Consider the following 16,109-nt stretch of genomic DNA (forward strand, 5'->3'; position numbering starts at 1 on the left):
CGATCAGCGAGATCACGAACAACCGGGGGGATCGGGCCGACAGATCAGCACGGTCGCCTCGCCGGCGTAAGGCTGGCCGTCGTCTCTGACGAACTCGTAGCGGAAAACGGCCTGCGATTCCGAGACCGAGAGAACCTCGAGCGAGCCGCTCACCGCGAGGATATCGCCGCCGATACTGCCGGGGACCCACCACACCTCGAGCGAGTCTTGCTCAGAGCTCCATGATTGACCAGCCTTCAGCATGTCGATGCTGTGGCCCGCGACGTCGTACTTGACGACCGGACCCTCCCCGATCGTCTCTTCGCACGTCCGTTCCACGCCGATGTTTACGCTGAGGGTCGTGCTGGGTTGATTGCTAGGGCACCAGTCCCCCAGGACGCCCACCGCGGGGAGAGAGAGCGGCTCCTCGCCGCTGCTCGTCCCGGCGTCGGTGTCGCTCCCGTCGGAAGGATCGTCCTCGCGACACCCGCCGATGAGCGCAAGCAGCAAAGGCACGGAGCCGAGGAGACAACAGGAAAACATTCTCATGGCGGTCGAAGTTGCCGGACGGCTACGAAGAATTGCGACCTCCGCGATGGCCCATGCGTGAGCTCGAGCGGGTGCTGCCTCGACGCTTTGGTGCTACCGGGCTGAAGCACCAGAAGTTGGGAGCGAAATCGCGCCCGGGCGCGCCGCCCCGATTCGGGGCACATCAGGTGGCGCAGCTCTTCGCGTTGGCGTGCGAGCCCCGGTAAAGAGCGGCGTCCCCTTCAGTCACTGGACGCCTGGAGCGCTCGCACGAAAACTGCGGATACGACCGGCCTCAGCGCGCCGCACGTGCGCGGCGATCCGGCGCGCCAGCTCCGGCCGCAGCGCCGGCGGCAGGTCGTGGCCTTGCCCTTCGACCAGCCAGAGCTCGGCCCCCGGGATGGCCGCGGCGATCGCGCGACCTCCGCTCGCGTCGCACAGGCGATCGGCGAGGCCATGAATGACGAGGGTCGGCGCCGCGATCGCGGCGAGGCGAGCGGTGCGATCGCCGGAGGCCACCGAGGCGACCGCCTGGCGGGCGATCCCGAGCGGGTCGTGACCGCGGTCGAAGGCCAGACCGGCGCGCGCGGCGAGCTCGGCCTCGTCCGTGTCGAAGCCGCTCGAGCCCGCGGCGCGGAACACCCGGAGCGCGTGGGCGACCACCTCGTCGCGCGTGTTTCCCGGCGGTCCGGCGAACAGGACGGACAGCACTTCGGGGGCGGCCTGGCCGACGCTCGCGTCGCCCGTGGTCGACATGATCGCCGTCAACGAGCGGACGCGTGCGGGATGCTCGATGGCGACGGTCTGCGCGATCGCCCCGCCCATCGACGCACCGACCACGTGCGCGCTGTCGATGCCGAGGACGTCCAGCAGGCCGACCGTGTCGGCGGCCATGTCGCTCAGCGTGTAGCTGACGGTCGACAGGTCCCCCGCGAGCACGGCCGGCAGGTTCGGCGCGGGCGCGTTCGTGAGGTGCGTGGAGCGGCCCGCGTCGCGGTTGTCGAAGCGGATCAGGTGCAGGCCGTGGCCGGCGAGCTCCTGGCAGAACGAATCGGGCCAGTGGATCAGCTGTGCGGCCATTCCCATGATCAGCAGCACCGGCGGCCCGGCCGGGTCGCCGAGGCGCTGGTAGGCGATGTCGATGCCGGCAGGGCCGACGTTCCTCGCCAGCTCCTCGGTGAGCGGGAGATCGATGCCATCGGCGAGTCTCATGCAAGCCTCCTGTTCGGTGCGGGCGTACGCCCGTGGTCGCGGTCGTCCCGGTCGCGGGAGCTCTTGGCCCGGCCGGGTAGCGGACTGTATGTCCACCGCCGCCGCGACGTTTGACCGTTCTTGCGCGTCACCCCGCGCGCTCTCCGTCCCGGCGAACGGTCGCGTGCGGCGGCCGGCGCCGCGTCCGGATCGTCGACCCTTGCGTCGCGCGCGCCCTTCCTCTCCATGCTCGCCCCCGTCCTCGCTCGCCTGCTCCGCGCCCGCCCAGATCACCGGCCCGCGTCCGACCCCCACCCCGCCCGAACCCGCCGCGCTTCAACAGGTCCCGTCGACCGGCTCGGGCGGGCCCTCGCACCAGGCGAACTCGAAGTCGCAGGACTGTTGGTCCGGGTTGACCGGGCAGAGATGCCCCAAAACCCAAGTTTCCGTATGAGAATGGCCGGCCGGGGTCAATGACGAGATGAGGATCTCCCCGCAGACGCCCGACGGTTCGATCTCGACTTCGACGACCTCGGACCCGGCATATTTGAACGGGACCCCATCCGCAGAGACGACGCGAATGGCGTCTCCGTCGATCACCCAGGAGAAAGACTGTATCTCGACCAGTTGACCACAGGCGTACTCTTCATACGCCATGGTCCCGTCCGGATCGATCAGGACATTACCCCACCAAATCAAGTGGATCCCGCCATCGACCTCTGATTCCCACTTTTGCCCGGCGGTGTAGGACTGGGAATGAAAGGTGCCAAAGAGGTGATTCGGCACCATCCCGCCGCTGGTTCCGTCTTCCCCCACGGTCGTGCTCGAGGTGCTGCCCGTGCTGCCCGCGCTGTCCGTGCTGCCGCCCGCCGGGTCACCGGGCCCAGGCTTGCAGCCGAGCGCCAGCGCCCCGAGCGCGAGGAGGAGGCCGAAGCCGCGACAGGTCGAGACGGCCATGTCGAGCAACTGTACCGCGACCAGGTTACGTCGCGCGACCTCGGCGCCCCCGATCATGCGCCGGGGTTCGGCGGCGGCGGCAGGCGCCCTGACGATGTACACCGGATCCGGCTGGCTCATCCGCGCTGCTTGTTTCTGCCGCCGTCCGCGTGGAGAGCCTCTCTCCCGACCTGCAAACACGTCGCTCTCGGTCGATCGGCGACCGGCTGCGCGCCATGACACTGTGAAGGACCACCGACCTGGCCCGCGACCGGAGGACATCCGGTCGCGGGCTCGCCGCCGCGGATCGCAGCGCGGCGGGAGGCGGCGGCACGCGGCCCGCCGCCCTGTCCTCACGGATTCGGCGGAGGCGGGTAGCAGATGAAGCAGGCGCCGCAGCTCGAATGCTGGGTCTTGGTGCCCCAGGCGATCTTGTTGTTGCAGCAATCGTAGCCGTACTGGCCCACGACCGTGGTGCGGCCGGCGTCGCTGTAGTAGGTGCAGTTGCTCGCCGCCTCCACCGAGGGGGAGGAGAGCAGCGCTCCCAGCCCGAAGCAGGCCAGGAAGAGGGCGGTGAGTGTGGCTTTGTTCATGGGTGCGCTCCTTGCGATTTGCCGGACACCGCGGCCCGGCACCCGTCCAGCTTAGCGCAATTCGGCGAAAGGCGAGAGAGGTGATGGTGGGTTCGCCACCCCCCAAATGCTGCCACCGTCTGGGGCTTGAGTCGGCAGTGCGGCGATCACGAACGGAAATTCCCCATGCGCTCGCCGCGAACTGGTCTGCGCGCACGAGCCGTCGCTGATCTGGGCTGTCGCTCGCGGAAGAGCGACCGAACGCGCAGCTTCCCCCTGATGCCTTCGATTTTGCGGGGAGGTCGCCCGCAGTTCGCGCGCACGTGGCGAACTGAACGGTCGCCGGGACCCCCGCCTACGGGCGCAGCCGCTTCTCGTATCGCCACACCTCGAGCGGGAACACCCCGCTCGGCGTGTCCAGCGGAATTGTCCTGTTGCCGGCGCCGCGCCACCCGCATTTCTCGTAGAACCTCGCCGCGCGCTCGTTGCCGATCGCGCAGGCGAGCCAGGCGAGCGCCACGCCGGCCGCGGTCAGCCGGGCCTCCGCGTCGGCGATCAGGGCGGCCGCGATCCCGGTACCGCGGGCGTGCGCGGCGACGTAGAGCTGGTACAGCTCGTCGCCCTTGATCATGCAGAGCCCCGCGAGCCCCTCGCGGCCGTCGATCACCCTGACCGTCGAGAGCGCCGCCTGCAGCCGCTCGCGGAAGCTCTCGAGGGTGCGGTATCGGGCCAGCTCCGCCGGCAAGATCGCCGCGTGGGCGTCCTGCCAGCCGTCGTACCAGAGGCGGGCCAGGCGGTCGATCTCCGCGGCCTCGGCGCTCCTCACGAGCGGCGCCTCGTCTGTCAGGAGCGACATTCGCTGGAACCCTCCGGGTCCTCGGCGAAATTACATGCCACAGCACGAGCCGTCAAGCGACCCCCTCGGGACATGGTCTGAAGGACACGCGATCGCGCCGGCGATGCGATCCATTCCTATGAACATGTTCGAACGACCATGGGACCTGCATCGCCCTGCTGAAGGATCTCGGCCCCCTGATGTGCTACACGCCATCCGCCGCATGACGCAGAACATCTACGACGACCCGCAATTCTTCGCCGGCTACAGCCGGCTCGGACGCTCCGTCGACGGCCTCGACGGCGCGCCGGAGTGGCCGGCGTTGCGGGAGCTGCTGCCTCCGCTCGCGGGGCTGCGAGTCCTCGACCTCGGCTGCGGCTTCGGCTGGTTCAGCCGCTGGGCCCGCGAGCACGGCGCGGCGCGGGTGCTCGGCCTCGACCGCTCGGAGAACATGCTGGCGCGCGCCCGGGCGGACACCGGCGACCCGGCGATCGAGTACCGCCGCGCCGACCTCGAGCAGCTCGATCTCCCGGCGTCGTGCTTCGATTTGGCCCACAGCGCGCTGGCCCTGCATTACGTGGTGGACCTCGCCGGGCTGCTGGCCCGGGTCCACGCCGCGCTGGCGCCGGGCGGCCGCCTGGTGGTCTCGGCCGAGCACCCGATCTACACCGCGCCGAGTCGCCCGGGCTGGCGAGTCGACGCGGAGGGTCGGCGGTTCTGGCCGCTCGACCGGTACCTCGTCGAGGGCCCGCGGGTCACGAACTGGCTCGCCGAGGGCGTCGTCAAGCAGCACCGCACGCTGGGGACGACCCTCAACCTGTTCGTGCGGGCCGGCTTCCGGATCGTCCACGTCGAGGAGTGGAGCCCCACCGACGCGCAGGTCGCCGCCCGGCCCGAGCTGGCGGAGGAGCGCGAGCGGCCGATGTTCGTCCTGGTCGCGGCCGACCGCTGACGCTCGCGCCGACGAGCCCGCGATGCGCAGAGGTCCCGCGGAAGACCTCTCCGTCGGCGCGCGTCGACGCACCGGGCCGGGGCGTCCGGCTCACGACGGCCCGTCATGCATTGCGCGGGCGCGCCGCGCCGCCGCTCGCGGTCACGGACGACCCCGATCCTCTGTCGTCGCGCTCTCGGTTACGCTCACCGGTGTCGCAGCCTCCTCCGTCGAGCGGGTGCCAGCGATGCTCAAGATCCGCGCGGACCAGGCCGACACGCTCCTCGCGTCCTTCCGCCGGCGCTGAGCGCCCCCGCGGCGCGTATGTCTATGGGGACATGTCCGAAAATTCATACTCAAGAACGACCGCGCCGGCCCAGGGCGCTCGGTGGTGCGCCGGAGCACCTGTGGGAGTCCGATCGGCGTCCGACCCCCTGCCCGGGCATCGCGTCATCTGCGCGTGACGGATCGGCGTTCGGGCGGCAATTAACCTCTGCAAGTCCACCCGCGGCCAAGCCCTCCTCGACCGCGACGCGGGGCGCTATCCCTCTTTCCCCCGGAGATTCATATGACCAGGCGGCCTGTCCTGTCGTTGCCGAAGCGGCTCGACCTTCACCTCGACTCCCTCATGCTGCTCGTGGGCCTCGGGCTATTCGCGGCCTGCCCCGGCGAGAGTCCGGGCGACACGACGGCGACGACGGCGACCGCCGACCCCACCGGCTCGACCTCCACGACCGAGGACGAGCCGGAGCCCGAGACCACCGAGCCGACCGGCACGACGACGACCGGCACCCCCGAGGAGTCGACCTCGCCGCTGGCGACGGACTCCGAGACCGGCACCACCACCGGAGATACGACCACCACCACCGAAGATACGACCACCGGCACCACCACCGAAGATACGACCGCCGGCACCACCACCGAAGATGCGACCACCACCACCGGTGAGACGACGTCCGAAAACACCACCGGTGAGACGAGCTCGGGGAGCACCACCGACGAGACGAGCACCGGCACCACGGGCGAACCGATCGACTGCGCGCCCGACCTGCAGGTCCTGCAGGGGTCCTACTCGATCGAGAACTCGCTCGACGTCGACGCGCTCGCCGCTTACAAGGAGATCACGGGCGACCTGACGATCCACGCGCCCGGCCTGGCGAGCCTGGCCGGCCTGCAATGCCTGCAGCGGGTCGGGGGCGATCTCACGATCAGTGAGACCGGGCTGACGAGCCTGGACGGCCTCGACAGCCTCGAAGAGGTCGGCGGCCAGCTCCTCATCGAGCACAACACGCAGCTCGCCGACCTGCACGCGCTCGGCAACCTGGTCTCGGTCGGCGCCACGCCCCAGGGGTTCGGCTACTTCCGGCTCGAGGGCAACCCTGCCCTCAAGGACCTGAAGGGGCTCGGGGCGCTGAGCTTCGTCGGCTACAGCATGCGCGTCGAGGGCAACGGGATCGAGACCCTCGCGGGGCTCGGCTCGACCACCATCCACGGCGAGCTCCGCTTCGAGTACAACCCCAACCTCGTCGACGTCCTCGACGTCGCCGGGTGCCTGCCCAAGAACACCCTCTACTTCACCCACAACAAGAAGCTGTGGTGCGGCAACGCCGAGATGGCGTACGCCTTGATGCAGGCGAACGGCTTCAAGGGCAACATGTTCCTCTACGACAACCTCAACGGGTGCGGCGACCTCTGAACCGCGCGTGCGAGCCCCGCGTTCGCCCACGCGTCAGCGCGCCAGCTCCGACGAGTACCAGCGGACGACGTCCTCCCCGCGCTCGTAACGCTCGAGCCACTGCGCGGCGAACACCGGCAGCGGCTGGTCCTCCGGGTCATGGTTCGGCATCTGCGACCGCAAGATCCGCAGCGACGCCGTCCGGCGCTCGCTCGCGGGCACGCCCGCGAAGCCGTCGGGCAGGGGGCCCCGCTCGCGGCCGAACAGCGAGCGGAGCTTGTGGCGCAGCTGAAAGGTCGGCAGGAGCACGCGCGCGTCGATCTCGCGGTCCGCGAGCGGGACGTGGGCGTTGAAGCCGGCGACGATCACCCCCAGCACCCGGTTCATGTGCAGGACCACCGACGGCAGCACGGCGAGGCGATAGGCCTCGCCGCCGCCGATCGCCCGGTAGACGATCAGCGCCGAGCTGCGGTGCTCGACCTCCTCGACGAAGTGCCACAGCAGCATCGACGCGACCCGCTCGTCGCCGGGCCGGAACAGCCGCTCCTCGTTGTCGAGCAGCAGCTTGAACGTCGGCGTGAACGTGGCCTCGAGGTCGGCGATGTAGGCGAGGTGATACTTCAGCGACCGGGCCTCGTAGAGCTCGTCGAAGCAGCCGATCGCCTGGTCGAGCATCTGTTGCAGGCCCGGGTACTTGCGGATCAGCGCCTTCAGGTGCAGCCGGTGGACCCGCGCGTGCTGGGCCTCCTGCCGCAGGAACGCGTCCGCCTCGGCGGCGACCGCCGGATCGGCGATCTGCGGCATCACCTGCCGCACCGCCTGCACGATGTATTTCTCGAAGGCGACGGCGATGACGCTGATCAGGTTCGTCACCAGCGAGAACGCGGGGTTGTGCCGGTTCCACAGGAACGGGACGTCGCCGTCGAAGTCGAACTGCACTTTGCGGACCTGCAAGGCGGTCATGCGTCTGCTCCCCGGATCGCTCACGCGGCCCCGCCGACAGCGCGAGGTCGTCCCGACGACCAGGCTACGCCGCGTTCACGAGAGCGACAACGCAACATCGGCGCACCTCCATGGTGCGTCGATGCAACGGCACGAGGACGCCCGCGGACGCCCTGCCCTCGCTCCCCGGCGCTCGCGCCCAAGAGCTCGTCGATGGCTGTAGCGGTCGATTCGGCGTTCCTCGCGTTGCGGCGAGCCACCGACTGGAACCGGAGCTCGGTCTCGTGCTCGCGGAGCGCGACGCCCGCGACCTCGCGGGCTGAGGCCGCGCGACGACTCTCGGCCGACGCCCGGGGGGCTGCTGGCCCGGTGCGCGTCCGACCTGCGGACCGCGACGGCCGCCCGCCGTCGCGGCCGCCGATCATCCCTCGGCGTCGCTGCCGGGGCTCGACGCGAACCCTTGCCACATGTGGTAGAGCCCCGCGATGTCGCTCGAGCACAGCAGCGGCATGGCCTCGTGGATCCGCTCCAGCGGCCAATCCCACCACGCCATCTCCAGCAGCATGGCGATCTCCGGGTCCGAGAAGCGCTTGCGGATCGGCCTCGCCGGGTTCCCGCCGACGATCGTGTACGGCTCCACGTCGCGGGTGACGAGCGCCCGGCTGCCGATCACCGCGCCGTGGCCGACCCGCACGCCCGGCATGAACATCGCCTCGGCGCCGATCCACACGTCGTTGCCGATCACCGTGTCGCCGGCCGGCTGAAACGCGTCGCGCGCCCCGGCGAAGGCCGGCACCTCGGGCATGTAGAAGAACGGGAAGCTGGACACCCAGTCGTGGCGGTGGCCCTGATTGCCGGCCATGACGAACGCGGCGCCGGTGCCGATCGAGCAGAAGCTGCCGATGATCAGCTTGTCGACGTCGGTGCGGTCCGGCATCAAATACAGCGCGCAGTCGTCGAACGAATGGCCGTGGTAATAGCCGGAGTAGTAGCTGAAGCGGCCGGCGACGATGTTGGGGTTGGTGACCTGCTCGGCCAGCAGCTTGCCCCGGAACGGGCTCTCGAAGTAGTTCATGGCGGAAGCTCTCGGGTTACCGCGCGCAACGTACTCCGAATCGGGCCGCGCGGGAACGGGAACTCTCCCAGCCGAGGCGCCCGCCGATCCCCGAGGCGCCGGTCTCGCCGCTTTCGGCTGGCGTCGACTCGCGCGACGGGTGTATCGCTCTCGCATGACGAACGATGCACCCCGCACCATCCTGATCACCGGCGGCGGCCGCGGCATCGGAGCCGCGACCGCGCGGCTCGCCGCGCGCGCGGGTTATCGCGTCTGCATCAACTACGTCGCCGACGAGGCCCGCGCCCGCGAGGTCGTCGCCGACTGCAGGGCCTGCGGCGTCGAGGCGATCGCGGTGCAGGCCGACGTCGCCGCGCCCGCGGACGTCGAGCGCCTGTTCGTCGCCTGCGAGCGCGACCTCGGCGCGATCACGCATCTGGTCAACAACGCCGGGATCATCGGCGCGGCGGCGCGGGTCGAGGACGTCGCGGCCGCGGCGGTCCACGGCGTGCTCGCCGTCAACGTCGCCGGCGCGATCTTCTGCACCCAGCAGGCGATCCGCCGCATGTCGACCGAACGAGGCGGGCGCGGCGGCGCCATCGTCAACGTGTCGTCGATCGCCGCCGTCACCGGCAGCCCCGGCGAGTACGTGCATTACGCCGCGTCGAAGGCGGCGCTCGAGACCTTCACGATCGGCGTCGCCCGCGAGGTCGGCCCGCTCGGGATCCGCGTCAACGCCGTCCAGCCCGGCACCACCGACACCGAGATCCACGCCCGCTCCGGCAACCCCGACCGACCGGCGATGATCGCCCGGATCGCCCCGCTGCGCCGCGTGGCCGCCGCCGACGAGGTCGCCGAGGCGATCCTGTGGCTGCTGTCCGACCGCGCGTCCTACGTCTCCGGCGCGGTGGTCAAGGTCGCCGGCGGGCTGTGAGCCGGGCAAACCTGCTCTTTCGACCATGTACCAACAATCACGGCGCTCGCGGCGGGCGCCGCCGCCTCACGAGCGCGACGCGCAGGCCCGCGCGTGCGTTTTCGCCCTCCGCATGGCCCTTGGGACAGGTCCTCACCGACACCGACGCAGCCCGTGTCCACTGCGCCCGCGATCCGTCGCCCGGTCATCGCGACAGTGGGCACGGGGCGCCCCTCGCCCGCGCCCGCCGGCCCATGGCACGGTGGGGGGGTATGCCCGCCCGCGTGCCCCGTGCAGGTCTCGTCGCCCTCCTCGCCGCCTGCGGCCCCGCGCCCGCCGAGCCCACCACCGGCGACGGCAGCACCGCCGGCGAGCCGGGCACCACGGTCGACGACGCGAGCACCACGGCGTCGACCCACGGCTCGACCTCCGCGCCGACCACCGGCTCGACCACCGTCGACGCGACCTCGACCTCGACCTCGACCACCGACGACGCGACCTCGACCTCGACCTCGGCCACCGACGACGTCCTCACGACGCCCGACCCGTCGGCCGTGACCGGTCCGGACACGACCACCGGCGCGCCCGCCTGCGCCGTCGTCGAGTTCGCCGACGCCAACCTCGAGGCCAAGGTGCGCTCGGTGCTCGACATCCCCGAGGGGCCGATCCCCGGCGACGTCCTGGCCGCGCTGCCGGAGCTGGGGATGCAAAAGCTGCACACGGGGCCGATCGTCGACCTCGGCGGGCTCGAGTGCGCCACCGGCCTTACCGCCCTCGGCTTGATCGGCTACGCCGAGCTCGGCGACGCCGGGGTCGCGCCGCTCGCCGCGCTCACCAAGCTCGAGAACCTCCGCCTGCACGGCTCCGGCGTCACCTCGCTGGCCGTGCTCGCGGGCCTCACCGCGCTGCAGGACCTCGAGCTCCAGGGCGGCACGTACACCGACCTCGCGCCGCTCGCGGGCCTCACCGCGCTGCAGCGGCTCGTGCTCGACGCCACGCCCGTCACCGACCTCTCGCCGCTCTCCGGCCTCGCCGCGCTCGAGGAGCTGCACCTCGAGGGCACGCCCGTCACCGACCTCTCCCCGCTCGCGGGCCTCGCCACGCTCGCGGCGCTGCACCTCGAGGGCGCGCCCGTCACCGACCTCTCGCCGCTCGCCGACCTCACCACGCTGCGCCTCCTCGACGCCAGGAAGACGGCCGTCGCCGACCTCGCGCCGCTCGCGGGCCTCGTCGCCATGGAGGAGCTCTTGCTCGACAAGACCGCGATCACCGACCTGGCTCCGCTCGCGGGCATGAGCGCGCTGCGGAGCCTCCACATCCGCTTCACCGCGATCGCCGATCTCTCGTCGCTGACCGGCCTGCCGATCCACGAGCTGTCCGCCTCCGACTGCCAGATCGCCGACGTCGCGCCGGTCGCCACCTGGCCGACGCCGGGCTCCTTCAGCCTCGGCAACAATCAGATCACCTCGATCGCCCCGCTGCTGGCGGCCGACTGGCTCGTCGACGATGCCGCCTGCGGCGCCCTGGGCCTGACCGGCAACCCGCTGTCGGCCCAGGCCGAGCTCGACGCCGTCACCCTGTGCGACACCACCCTCGTGCAGGTGGTCGCCGGCGACCTCATGTGCGGCGGCACCCCCGGCTGCTTCATGCCATGATCGATCGCGCATGTCCAATCGGCCATGCGCAGAATCGACGCACGCGGACCGCGCTCACGACTCGCGCGGGAGGTCGGGCGCCGGGGCGCGCAGGAACACCACCCGCATGCGCACCGGCCCGAGCGGCTCGACGTGGTGCGGCAGCTCGGGCGGGAGGATCGCGTGCTCGCCGGCCGCGAGCTCGCGGTCGACGGCCAGCGCCGGCATCACGAAGCGCAGCCGACCCGCGAGCACCTCGACCCGTCCCCAGCGACCGGCGCGGAGCGTATGCTCGCGGCGCAGGCCGGCCGGGAGGGTCGTCTCGTCGAACGCGTCGGTCGTGCGATACGCGGCCGCGCCGTCGGGCAGCTCGCCGCGCCCGCAGCGACCGCACTCGATCGGCGCGCCGACCCGGGCCGCGCGCGCAGCCGGGTCGCCGAGCCACGGATAGTCGGACAGCGGCGGGCGGTGCCGGACGTGCCGGCGGTGCCCACAATCGAGGTGGACGATCCACGCGTCGGCGGCGTCGGGCGCAAAGCCGAGGATCCGCCGCGGGACCGCGAGATTCCCGCCGCCGTGCGTGCTCGCCGGATCGGTCACCGCGTCAGTCTATCGCCGACCGGGCGTCGCGGTCACGCCGCCGGCAGGACGCCGAGGTCGACGAGGATCCGCCGCAGCTCCGCGACGCGCTCCGGCTCGAGCGGCCGCAGCGGCGCGCGCAGCGGCCCGACCGGCGTGCCGCACAGCTCGAGCGCCGCCGCGATCGCGCGCGGCAGCCCGTGGGCGACGATGAATTGCAGGAACGGCAGCTGCCGGTAGAAGGACCGCCGGGCGCCGGCGAGATCGCCGCGCGTCACCGCCTCGTACAGCTCGAGGTTGAGGCGCGGGATCACGTGCGGGGCGGCGGTGCACCAGCCGCGCGCCCCGGCGACCAGGGCCGCGAGCGCGAGCGGATTGCTGCCGTTGTAGAACGCGACGTCCTCGCCGCACAGCTGCACGAGGCGGTGCATGCGATGCACGTCGCCGGTGCTCTCCTTGACCATGGTGACGTTGGCGATCTGCAGCAGCCGGGCGAGCGTGTCGGGAGCGAGGTCGAGGCCGCCGGTCGCCGGGTTGTTGTAGACCGCGATGGGGATCGAGATCGCCCGCGCCACGCGGTCGAAGTGGGCCACGATCTCGGCGTCGGTGAGCTTCCAGTAGCTCATCGGGATGATCATCACCGCGCTGGCGCCGACCCGCTCGGCGTGGCGGGCGTGATGCACGGTCCGCTCGGTGGTGAGGGCCGAGACGCCGACCAGCGTCGGCACGCGCCCGGCGACCCGCTTCACCACCGTCTCGGCGACCGCCTCGCGCTCGTCGTCGGACAGGTACGGGAGCACGCCGGTGCTGCCGAGCGGCGCGAGCGCGTGCACCCCTGCTGCCAGCATGTCGTCGACGATCCGCGCGAGCAGGCGCTCGTCGACGCGACCGGCGTCCGTGAACGGCGTGATGGGATAGGCGACGATCCCCCGCAGCGACGCGTTCATCGGCCACCTCCCTCGGCCTCGTGGTGGGCGTCGAACAGCTGGTCGCCGCGGTCGGGCACCTCCTCGCGCAGGGCCACGCCGCCCATGTTCTGCAGCATCGGCGCGTTCTCGCAGGCGAGGTAGCGCGCCCGGCCGCTGCCGGTGTTGACGTGGTTGTGCCAGGCCCACACGGGCACGTACACGGCGTCGCCCTGCCGCCATTCGACGCGCCGGCCGCCGATGTACGAATAACCCTCGCCCTCGAGGATGTAGATCACGGTCTCGTAGGTGTGGCGGTGGCGGTTGGAGGACTGCCCGACGTCGAGCCAGCCGATCGTCATGCTGATCGCGTGCGACGGCAGGTCGACGAAGAAGACCGGGTGCTTCCTCGCCTTCGAGTAGTCGCCGTGATGCCCGGCCGCCTCGACGGCGGGGTGGGCGAGCCGTTCGGGCATCACGACCCGCGGCCGGGGTGGTGTCTTGTCGAAGTCTGCCGAGTGGAACTTGTGCGTCATCGTCTCTCCGCTTTCACGGCCGGCCAGCCGCCGGCTTGCGCGAGGAAGGAGGTAGCGCGACACTGGACCCGTGGCAGGAGCCAGAACCAACATAGCGAGGGGTCCAGATCGACGGCCGTGGCGCTTCGACCTCGGGCTCGACAGGACGGCTGCGGTGCCGCGCCAGACCGTGCTGGCGCGGGCGCTGGTGGCGGAGATCCAGCGCGGACGCCTGGCGCCCGGCTCGTTCCTGCCCGGCAGCCGCACGTTGGCGGCCCAGGTGGGCGTCAACCGCAAGGTGGTGGTCGCGGCCGTCGACGAGCTGGTGGCGCAGGGGTGGCTCGAGGCCCTGCCGGCGCGAGGGGTCCGCGTGGCCCTCCACCTGCCGCGGTTCCCGGTCGGCGACGCGGAGGCGCGCCGCTCGCAGGCCCCGCGGGCCGCCCCGCGCGAGCCCACGCTGACCCGCGTGAGCGACGGGATCCCGGACGCGCGGATCGCCCCGGTGGACGCGCTCGCCCGGGCGCAGCGGCGGGCCTTCCGCGCCTATGTCCGTTCGGCCAGGCAGGGCTACGGCGACCCTGCCGGCGACCCCGTGCTGCGCGAGGTCCTCGCCGGCTTCGTCAACCAGGCCCGCGGCCTGTCGTGCACGAGCGAAGAGGTGGTGCTCACCCACGGCAGCCAGGGCGCCCTCAGTTTGCTCGCGCTCGCGCTGCTGAAGCCCGGCGACGTCGTCGCGGTCGAGCACCCCGGCTACGCGCCGGCCTGGCGCGCGTTCGAGCTGGCCGGCGCCTCGGTGGTGCACGTCGACGTCGACGCGCACGGCCTGTGCACCGACGCCCTCGAGACCGCGGCCAGGAAGCTGCGCGGGCGGCTCAAGGCGGTCTACGTCACCCCGCATCATCAGTACCCGACGACGGTCGCGCTGGCGCCCGAGCGGCGCATGCACCTGCGCCGGATCTGCGAGAAGCACGGGGCCTTCGTGATCGAGGACGACTACGATTACGAGTACCACTTCGACGGCACGCCGCTCCTGCCGCTGGCGGCCACGTCGTCCCCGGACGGCCCGCCGTTCGTCTACGTCGCCTCGCTGTCGAAGCTGCTGGCCCCGGCGGTGCGGCTCGGGTACGTCATCGCCGGCGCGCCGATCGTCGCGCGCCTGCGAGCGACCCGCGAGAGCCTCGATCGTCAGGGCGACGTCGTGCTCGAGCGCGCCATCGCCGAGCTCATCGAGGACGGCGAGCTGCAGCGCCACGCCCGGCGCGCGCGGCAGCTCTACATGCAGCGCAGAGACCACCTGCTCGGGCTGTTGGCGGCGAGCCCGACGCTGTCGGCGAGCTTCGCGTGCGAGCGCCCGAGCGGCGGCCTCGCGCTGTGGGTCCGGCGAAACGGCCCGGCGCGCATCGACGACCTGGTGACCCGCGCGCGGGCGCGGGGCCTCGTCCTCGCCCCGGGCTCGGTCCACCTCGCGCACGGCGACGTCGCGGCGTTTCGCTTCGGCTTCGCGGCCCACACGCCCGCGGAGCTGTCGGCGATCTGCGGGATCCTCGAACAGTGCTCGACTCCGCCGCCCCGGTCGCGCCGCGGCGCGAGCACGCGGTGAGCGTCGGACCCTTGCACGCGCAACATCCTGTGCGCGACGCAGAGGTCGTGCGGGGGGAGCGCTCGAGCGCCTCGCCGCCCTCACGAGCGAGGAGACCTCGATGTTCGCAGGACCACCGCGGCGCAGCATCCGGTGCCGGGCAGACGTCGCGCGGCGAGAGCACGCCGGCCGCGGCGAGGATCGTCGCGCGGTCTACGGTGACGTTGGTTCGCCCGGCTTCGCGCCCCCGGCCGCGGGCGCGAGGACCGTGCGGAAGGCTCGCAGCGCTGCGGCGTGGAAGATCGTGCCGTGGCGCTCTTCCGGCATCGGCTGGTAGTGCCAGCGCACGCCCGGCGGATCGACCTGGCGCAGGGCGTCGACGACGACCTGCACGTGCTGCTGCATGTCCTGCTCGTCGGAGGTCGCCAAATACAGGGTCCGCGGCGGCTGCCCGGGCTGCTGCAGGCGAGCCGCCGCCTCGCGCGCGAGCGACCCGCGATCCCACCAGGCGCTCGGGTCGATGGCGATGTAGATGTCGAACAGGTCGGGCTCGCGGAGAAACGTCTCGAGCGCGAACAGCCCCGCCAGCGACTCGCCGACGATCGCCGTCTCCTCGGTGGTCGGATAGCGCTGCTGGATCTCCGGCATCAGCTCCTCGCGGATGAACCGGCGGAATTCGGCCGATCCACCGACGCGCGGGGCGATCTTGCGGTCCTCCGGATCGGTCGTCGGCCCGGTGAGGTCGCGGCGGCGCTCGGTGTTCTCGATGCCCACCACCAGGAACGGCCGCATCGTGCCGTTCATCGTCGAGACCTGGACGATCCCGGTGATGTGGTGAAAATCTTCGTTCATGCCGCCGTCCGGCATGTAGAGCACCGGCAGCGGCTGGCTCTCGTGGCCGGGCGGGGTGTAGACATTGACCCGCCGCGTCTCGCCGAGCACCCGCGAGTCGATCGTGATCGAGCGGCCGATCACGAGCTCCGCCGGCTGTGCCGGCGCCCGAGGCCGCGGCCCCGCGCAGCCGCACAGGCAGGCCAGCAGGCAGGCCAGCGGGACAGGGCGGGGGCGGCGACGCATGCGAGCCCGAGGGGCGGCGCGGACGAGACCACGGAACCCTCGCGCGGGTCAAGCCGAGCCCGCAGCTGCGCCGCATCGACGGCTCGCTCGTCGACGCGACGACCTTCGCGTCGCGCTCGCCCGGGTGAGGCGATGCGAGCGCGCGTCACGTTCGACGCGGCGAGCGCGTCGTGTGACGCGGCCTCCCGCGCGCGGAGGGCGGCTTATGACATCGCGCCGGGGTGAGCCCGATGCGAGCGCTCCGTCACACTTGCGCCGATGAAG

At 71.8% G+C, this 16,109-nt stretch carries 16 protein-coding genes; 5 read left to right on the top strand and 11 right to left on the bottom strand.

Annotated features, from left to right (window positions below; genetic code table 11):
- Window positions 1–12 precede the first annotated feature (12 nt).
- The 5 genes from NAEX_RS10895 to NAEX_RS10915 all read right to left on the bottom strand — a co-directional run bounded on the left by NAEX_RS10895 (window position 13) and on the right by NAEX_RS10915 (window position 4,062).
- Complete coding sequence (locus NAEX_RS10895; RefSeq protein ID WP_143140979.1) at window positions 13–495, bottom strand: hypothetical protein; 483 nt, start codon at window positions 493–495, stop codon at window positions 13–15.
- A 258-nt stretch (window positions 496–753) separates the two neighbouring features.
- Window positions 754–1,719: an alpha/beta fold hydrolase gene (locus NAEX_RS10900; protein ID WP_096327444.1), complete on the bottom strand. Its 966-nt coding sequence runs from the start codon at window positions 1,717–1,719 to the stop codon at window positions 754–756.
- A 315-nt stretch (window positions 1,720–2,034) separates the two neighbouring features.
- Entirely contained in the window at window positions 2,035–2,775 is a 741-nt protein-coding gene (locus tag NAEX_RS10905) for a hypothetical protein (RefSeq protein WP_096327445.1), read from the bottom strand.
- Between the two features lie 212 nt (window positions 2,776–2,987).
- Window positions 2,988–3,227, bottom strand: coding sequence for a DUF6289 family protein (locus NAEX_RS10910; RefSeq protein ID WP_096327446.1), 240 nt, complete (start codon window positions 3,225–3,227; stop codon window positions 2,988–2,990).
- Window positions 3,228–3,561: 334 nt separating this feature from the next.
- Window positions 3,562–4,062, bottom strand: coding sequence for a GNAT family N-acetyltransferase (locus tag NAEX_RS10915; RefSeq protein ID WP_096327447.1), 501 nt, complete (start codon window positions 4,060–4,062; stop codon window positions 3,562–3,564).
- A 202-nt stretch (window positions 4,063–4,264) separates the two neighbouring features.
- Here NAEX_RS10915 and NAEX_RS10920 point away from each other — a divergent pair, with 202 nt between their 5' ends.
- Both NAEX_RS10920 and NAEX_RS10925 read left to right on the top strand, forming a co-directional pair.
- Window positions 4,265–4,993, top strand: coding sequence for a class I SAM-dependent methyltransferase (locus NAEX_RS10920; RefSeq protein ID WP_096327448.1), 729 nt, complete (start codon window positions 4,265–4,267; stop codon window positions 4,991–4,993).
- A 547-nt stretch (window positions 4,994–5,540) separates the two neighbouring features.
- A complete protein-coding gene (locus NAEX_RS10925; RefSeq protein ID WP_096327449.1) occupies window positions 5,541–6,668 on the top strand; it encodes a hypothetical protein in 1,128 nt (375 codons plus the stop codon).
- 33 nt (window positions 6,669–6,701) lie between these two features.
- Here the strand turns inward: NAEX_RS10925 and NAEX_RS10930 are convergent, their stop codons facing one another.
- The gene (locus NAEX_RS10930) at window positions 6,702–7,610 is read right to left on the bottom strand and encodes a metal-dependent hydrolase (protein ID WP_096327450.1); all 909 of its coding nucleotides are present in this window, start codon (window positions 7,608–7,610) and stop codon (window positions 6,702–6,704) included.
- 400 nt (window positions 7,611–8,010) lie between these two features.
- Entirely contained in the window at window positions 8,011–8,664 is a 654-nt protein-coding gene (catB, locus tag NAEX_RS10935) for a type B chloramphenicol O-acetyltransferase (protein ID WP_096327451.1), read from the bottom strand.
- Window positions 8,665–8,818: 154 nt separating this feature from the next.
- On the opposite strand from catB, the gene NAEX_RS10940 reads away from it, so the two are divergent.
- Together NAEX_RS10940 and NAEX_RS10945 are read left to right on the top strand one after the other, a co-directional pair.
- Window positions 8,819–9,577, top strand: coding sequence for an SDR family oxidoreductase (locus NAEX_RS10940; RefSeq protein WP_096327452.1), 759 nt, complete (start codon window positions 8,819–8,821; stop codon window positions 9,575–9,577).
- A gap of 263 nt (window positions 9,578–9,840) precedes the next feature.
- On the top strand, window positions 9,841–11,211 hold the full coding sequence (locus NAEX_RS10945; protein WP_143140980.1) for a leucine-rich repeat domain-containing protein: 1,371 nt from the start codon (window positions 9,841–9,843) through the stop codon (window positions 11,209–11,211).
- A gap of 54 nt (window positions 11,212–11,265) precedes the next feature.
- Here the strand turns inward: NAEX_RS10945 and NAEX_RS10950 are convergent, their stop codons facing one another.
- From NAEX_RS10950 to NAEX_RS10960, 3 genes are read right to left on the bottom strand one after another with little or no spacing between them, the layout of a single operon-like run.
- Window positions 11,266–11,790: a DUF3565 domain-containing protein gene (locus NAEX_RS10950; RefSeq protein ID WP_096327454.1), complete on the bottom strand. Its 525-nt coding sequence runs from the start codon at window positions 11,788–11,790 to the stop codon at window positions 11,266–11,268.
- Window positions 11,791–11,822: 32 nt separating this feature from the next.
- Window positions 11,823–12,716 carry a dihydrodipicolinate synthase family protein gene (locus tag NAEX_RS10955; RefSeq protein WP_096327455.1) on the bottom strand — a complete coding sequence of 298 codons (894 nt, stop codon included), beginning with the start codon at window positions 12,714–12,716 and terminating at the stop codon, window positions 11,823–11,825.
- Window positions 12,713–13,210 carry a cupin domain-containing protein gene (locus tag NAEX_RS10960; protein WP_096327456.1) on the bottom strand — a complete coding sequence of 166 codons (498 nt, stop codon included), beginning with the start codon at window positions 13,208–13,210 and terminating at the stop codon, window positions 12,713–12,715. The genes NAEX_RS10955 and NAEX_RS10960 overlap by 4 nt, the downstream gene beginning before the upstream one ends.
- Window positions 13,211–13,364: 154 nt before the next feature.
- Between NAEX_RS10960 and NAEX_RS10965 the strand changes: the two genes are divergently transcribed.
- On the top strand, window positions 13,365–14,789 hold the full coding sequence (locus tag NAEX_RS10965) for an aminotransferase-like domain-containing protein (RefSeq protein WP_245913676.1): 1,425 nt from the start codon (window positions 13,365–13,367) through the stop codon (window positions 14,787–14,789).
- A gap of 192 nt (window positions 14,790–14,981) precedes the next feature.
- Here NAEX_RS10965 and NAEX_RS10970 read toward each other — a convergent pair whose 3' ends face one another.
- Window positions 14,982–15,845: an alpha/beta hydrolase gene (locus NAEX_RS10970; RefSeq protein WP_096327458.1), complete on the bottom strand. Its 864-nt coding sequence runs from the start codon at window positions 15,843–15,845 to the stop codon at window positions 14,982–14,984.
- Window positions 15,846–16,109 lie beyond the last annotated feature (264 nt).

It is taken from the genome of Nannocystis exedens (assembly GCF_002343915.1).
Taxonomy (GTDB): Bacteria; Myxococcota_A; Polyangia; order Nannocystales; family Nannocystaceae; genus Nannocystis; species Nannocystis exedens.

What these genes read in the sequence shown, in the direction of transcription:
- NAEX_RS10900 (WP_096327444.1), bottom strand. Translation starts at nt 1,719, where the DNA reads ATGAGACTCGCCGATGGCATCGATCTCCCGCTCACCGAGGAGCTGGCG.
- NAEX_RS10970 (WP_096327458.1), bottom strand. Translation starts at nt 15,845, where the DNA reads ATGCGTCGCCGCCCCCGCCCTGTCCCGCTGGCCTGCCTGCTGGCCTGC.
- NAEX_RS10905 (WP_096327445.1), bottom strand. Translation starts at nt 2,775, where the DNA reads ATGAGCCAGCCGGATCCGGTGTACATCGTCAGGGCGCCTGCCGCCGCC.
- NAEX_RS10910 (WP_096327446.1), bottom strand. Translation starts at nt 3,227, where the DNA reads ATGAACAAAGCCACACTCACCGCCCTCTTCCTGGCCTGCTTCGGGCTG.
- NAEX_RS10915 (WP_096327447.1), bottom strand. Translation starts at nt 4,062, where the DNA reads ATGTCGCTCCTGACAGACGAGGCGCCGCTCGTGAGGAGCGCCGAGGCC.
- NAEX_RS10925 (WP_096327449.1), top strand. Translation starts at nt 5,541, where the DNA reads ATGACCAGGCGGCCTGTCCTGTCGTTGCCGAAGCGGCTCGACCTTCAC.
- NAEX_RS10920 (WP_096327448.1), top strand. Translation starts at nt 4,265, where the DNA reads ATGACGCAGAACATCTACGACGACCCGCAATTCTTCGCCGGCTACAGC.
- catB (WP_096327451.1), bottom strand. Translation starts at nt 8,664, where the DNA reads ATGAACTACTTCGAGAGCCCGTTCCGGGGCAAGCTGCTGGCCGAGCAG.
- NAEX_RS10930 (WP_096327450.1), bottom strand. Translation starts at nt 7,610, where the DNA reads ATGACCGCCTTGCAGGTCCGCAAAGTGCAGTTCGACTTCGACGGCGAC.
- NAEX_RS10940 (WP_096327452.1), top strand. Translation starts at nt 8,819, where the DNA reads ATGACGAACGATGCACCCCGCACCATCCTGATCACCGGCGGCGGCCGC.
- NAEX_RS10955 (WP_096327455.1), bottom strand. Translation starts at nt 12,716, where the DNA reads ATGAACGCGTCGCTGCGGGGGATCGTCGCCTATCCCATCACGCCGTTC.
- NAEX_RS10960 (WP_096327456.1), bottom strand. Translation starts at nt 13,210, where the DNA reads ATGACGCACAAGTTCCACTCGGCAGACTTCGACAAGACACCACCCCGG.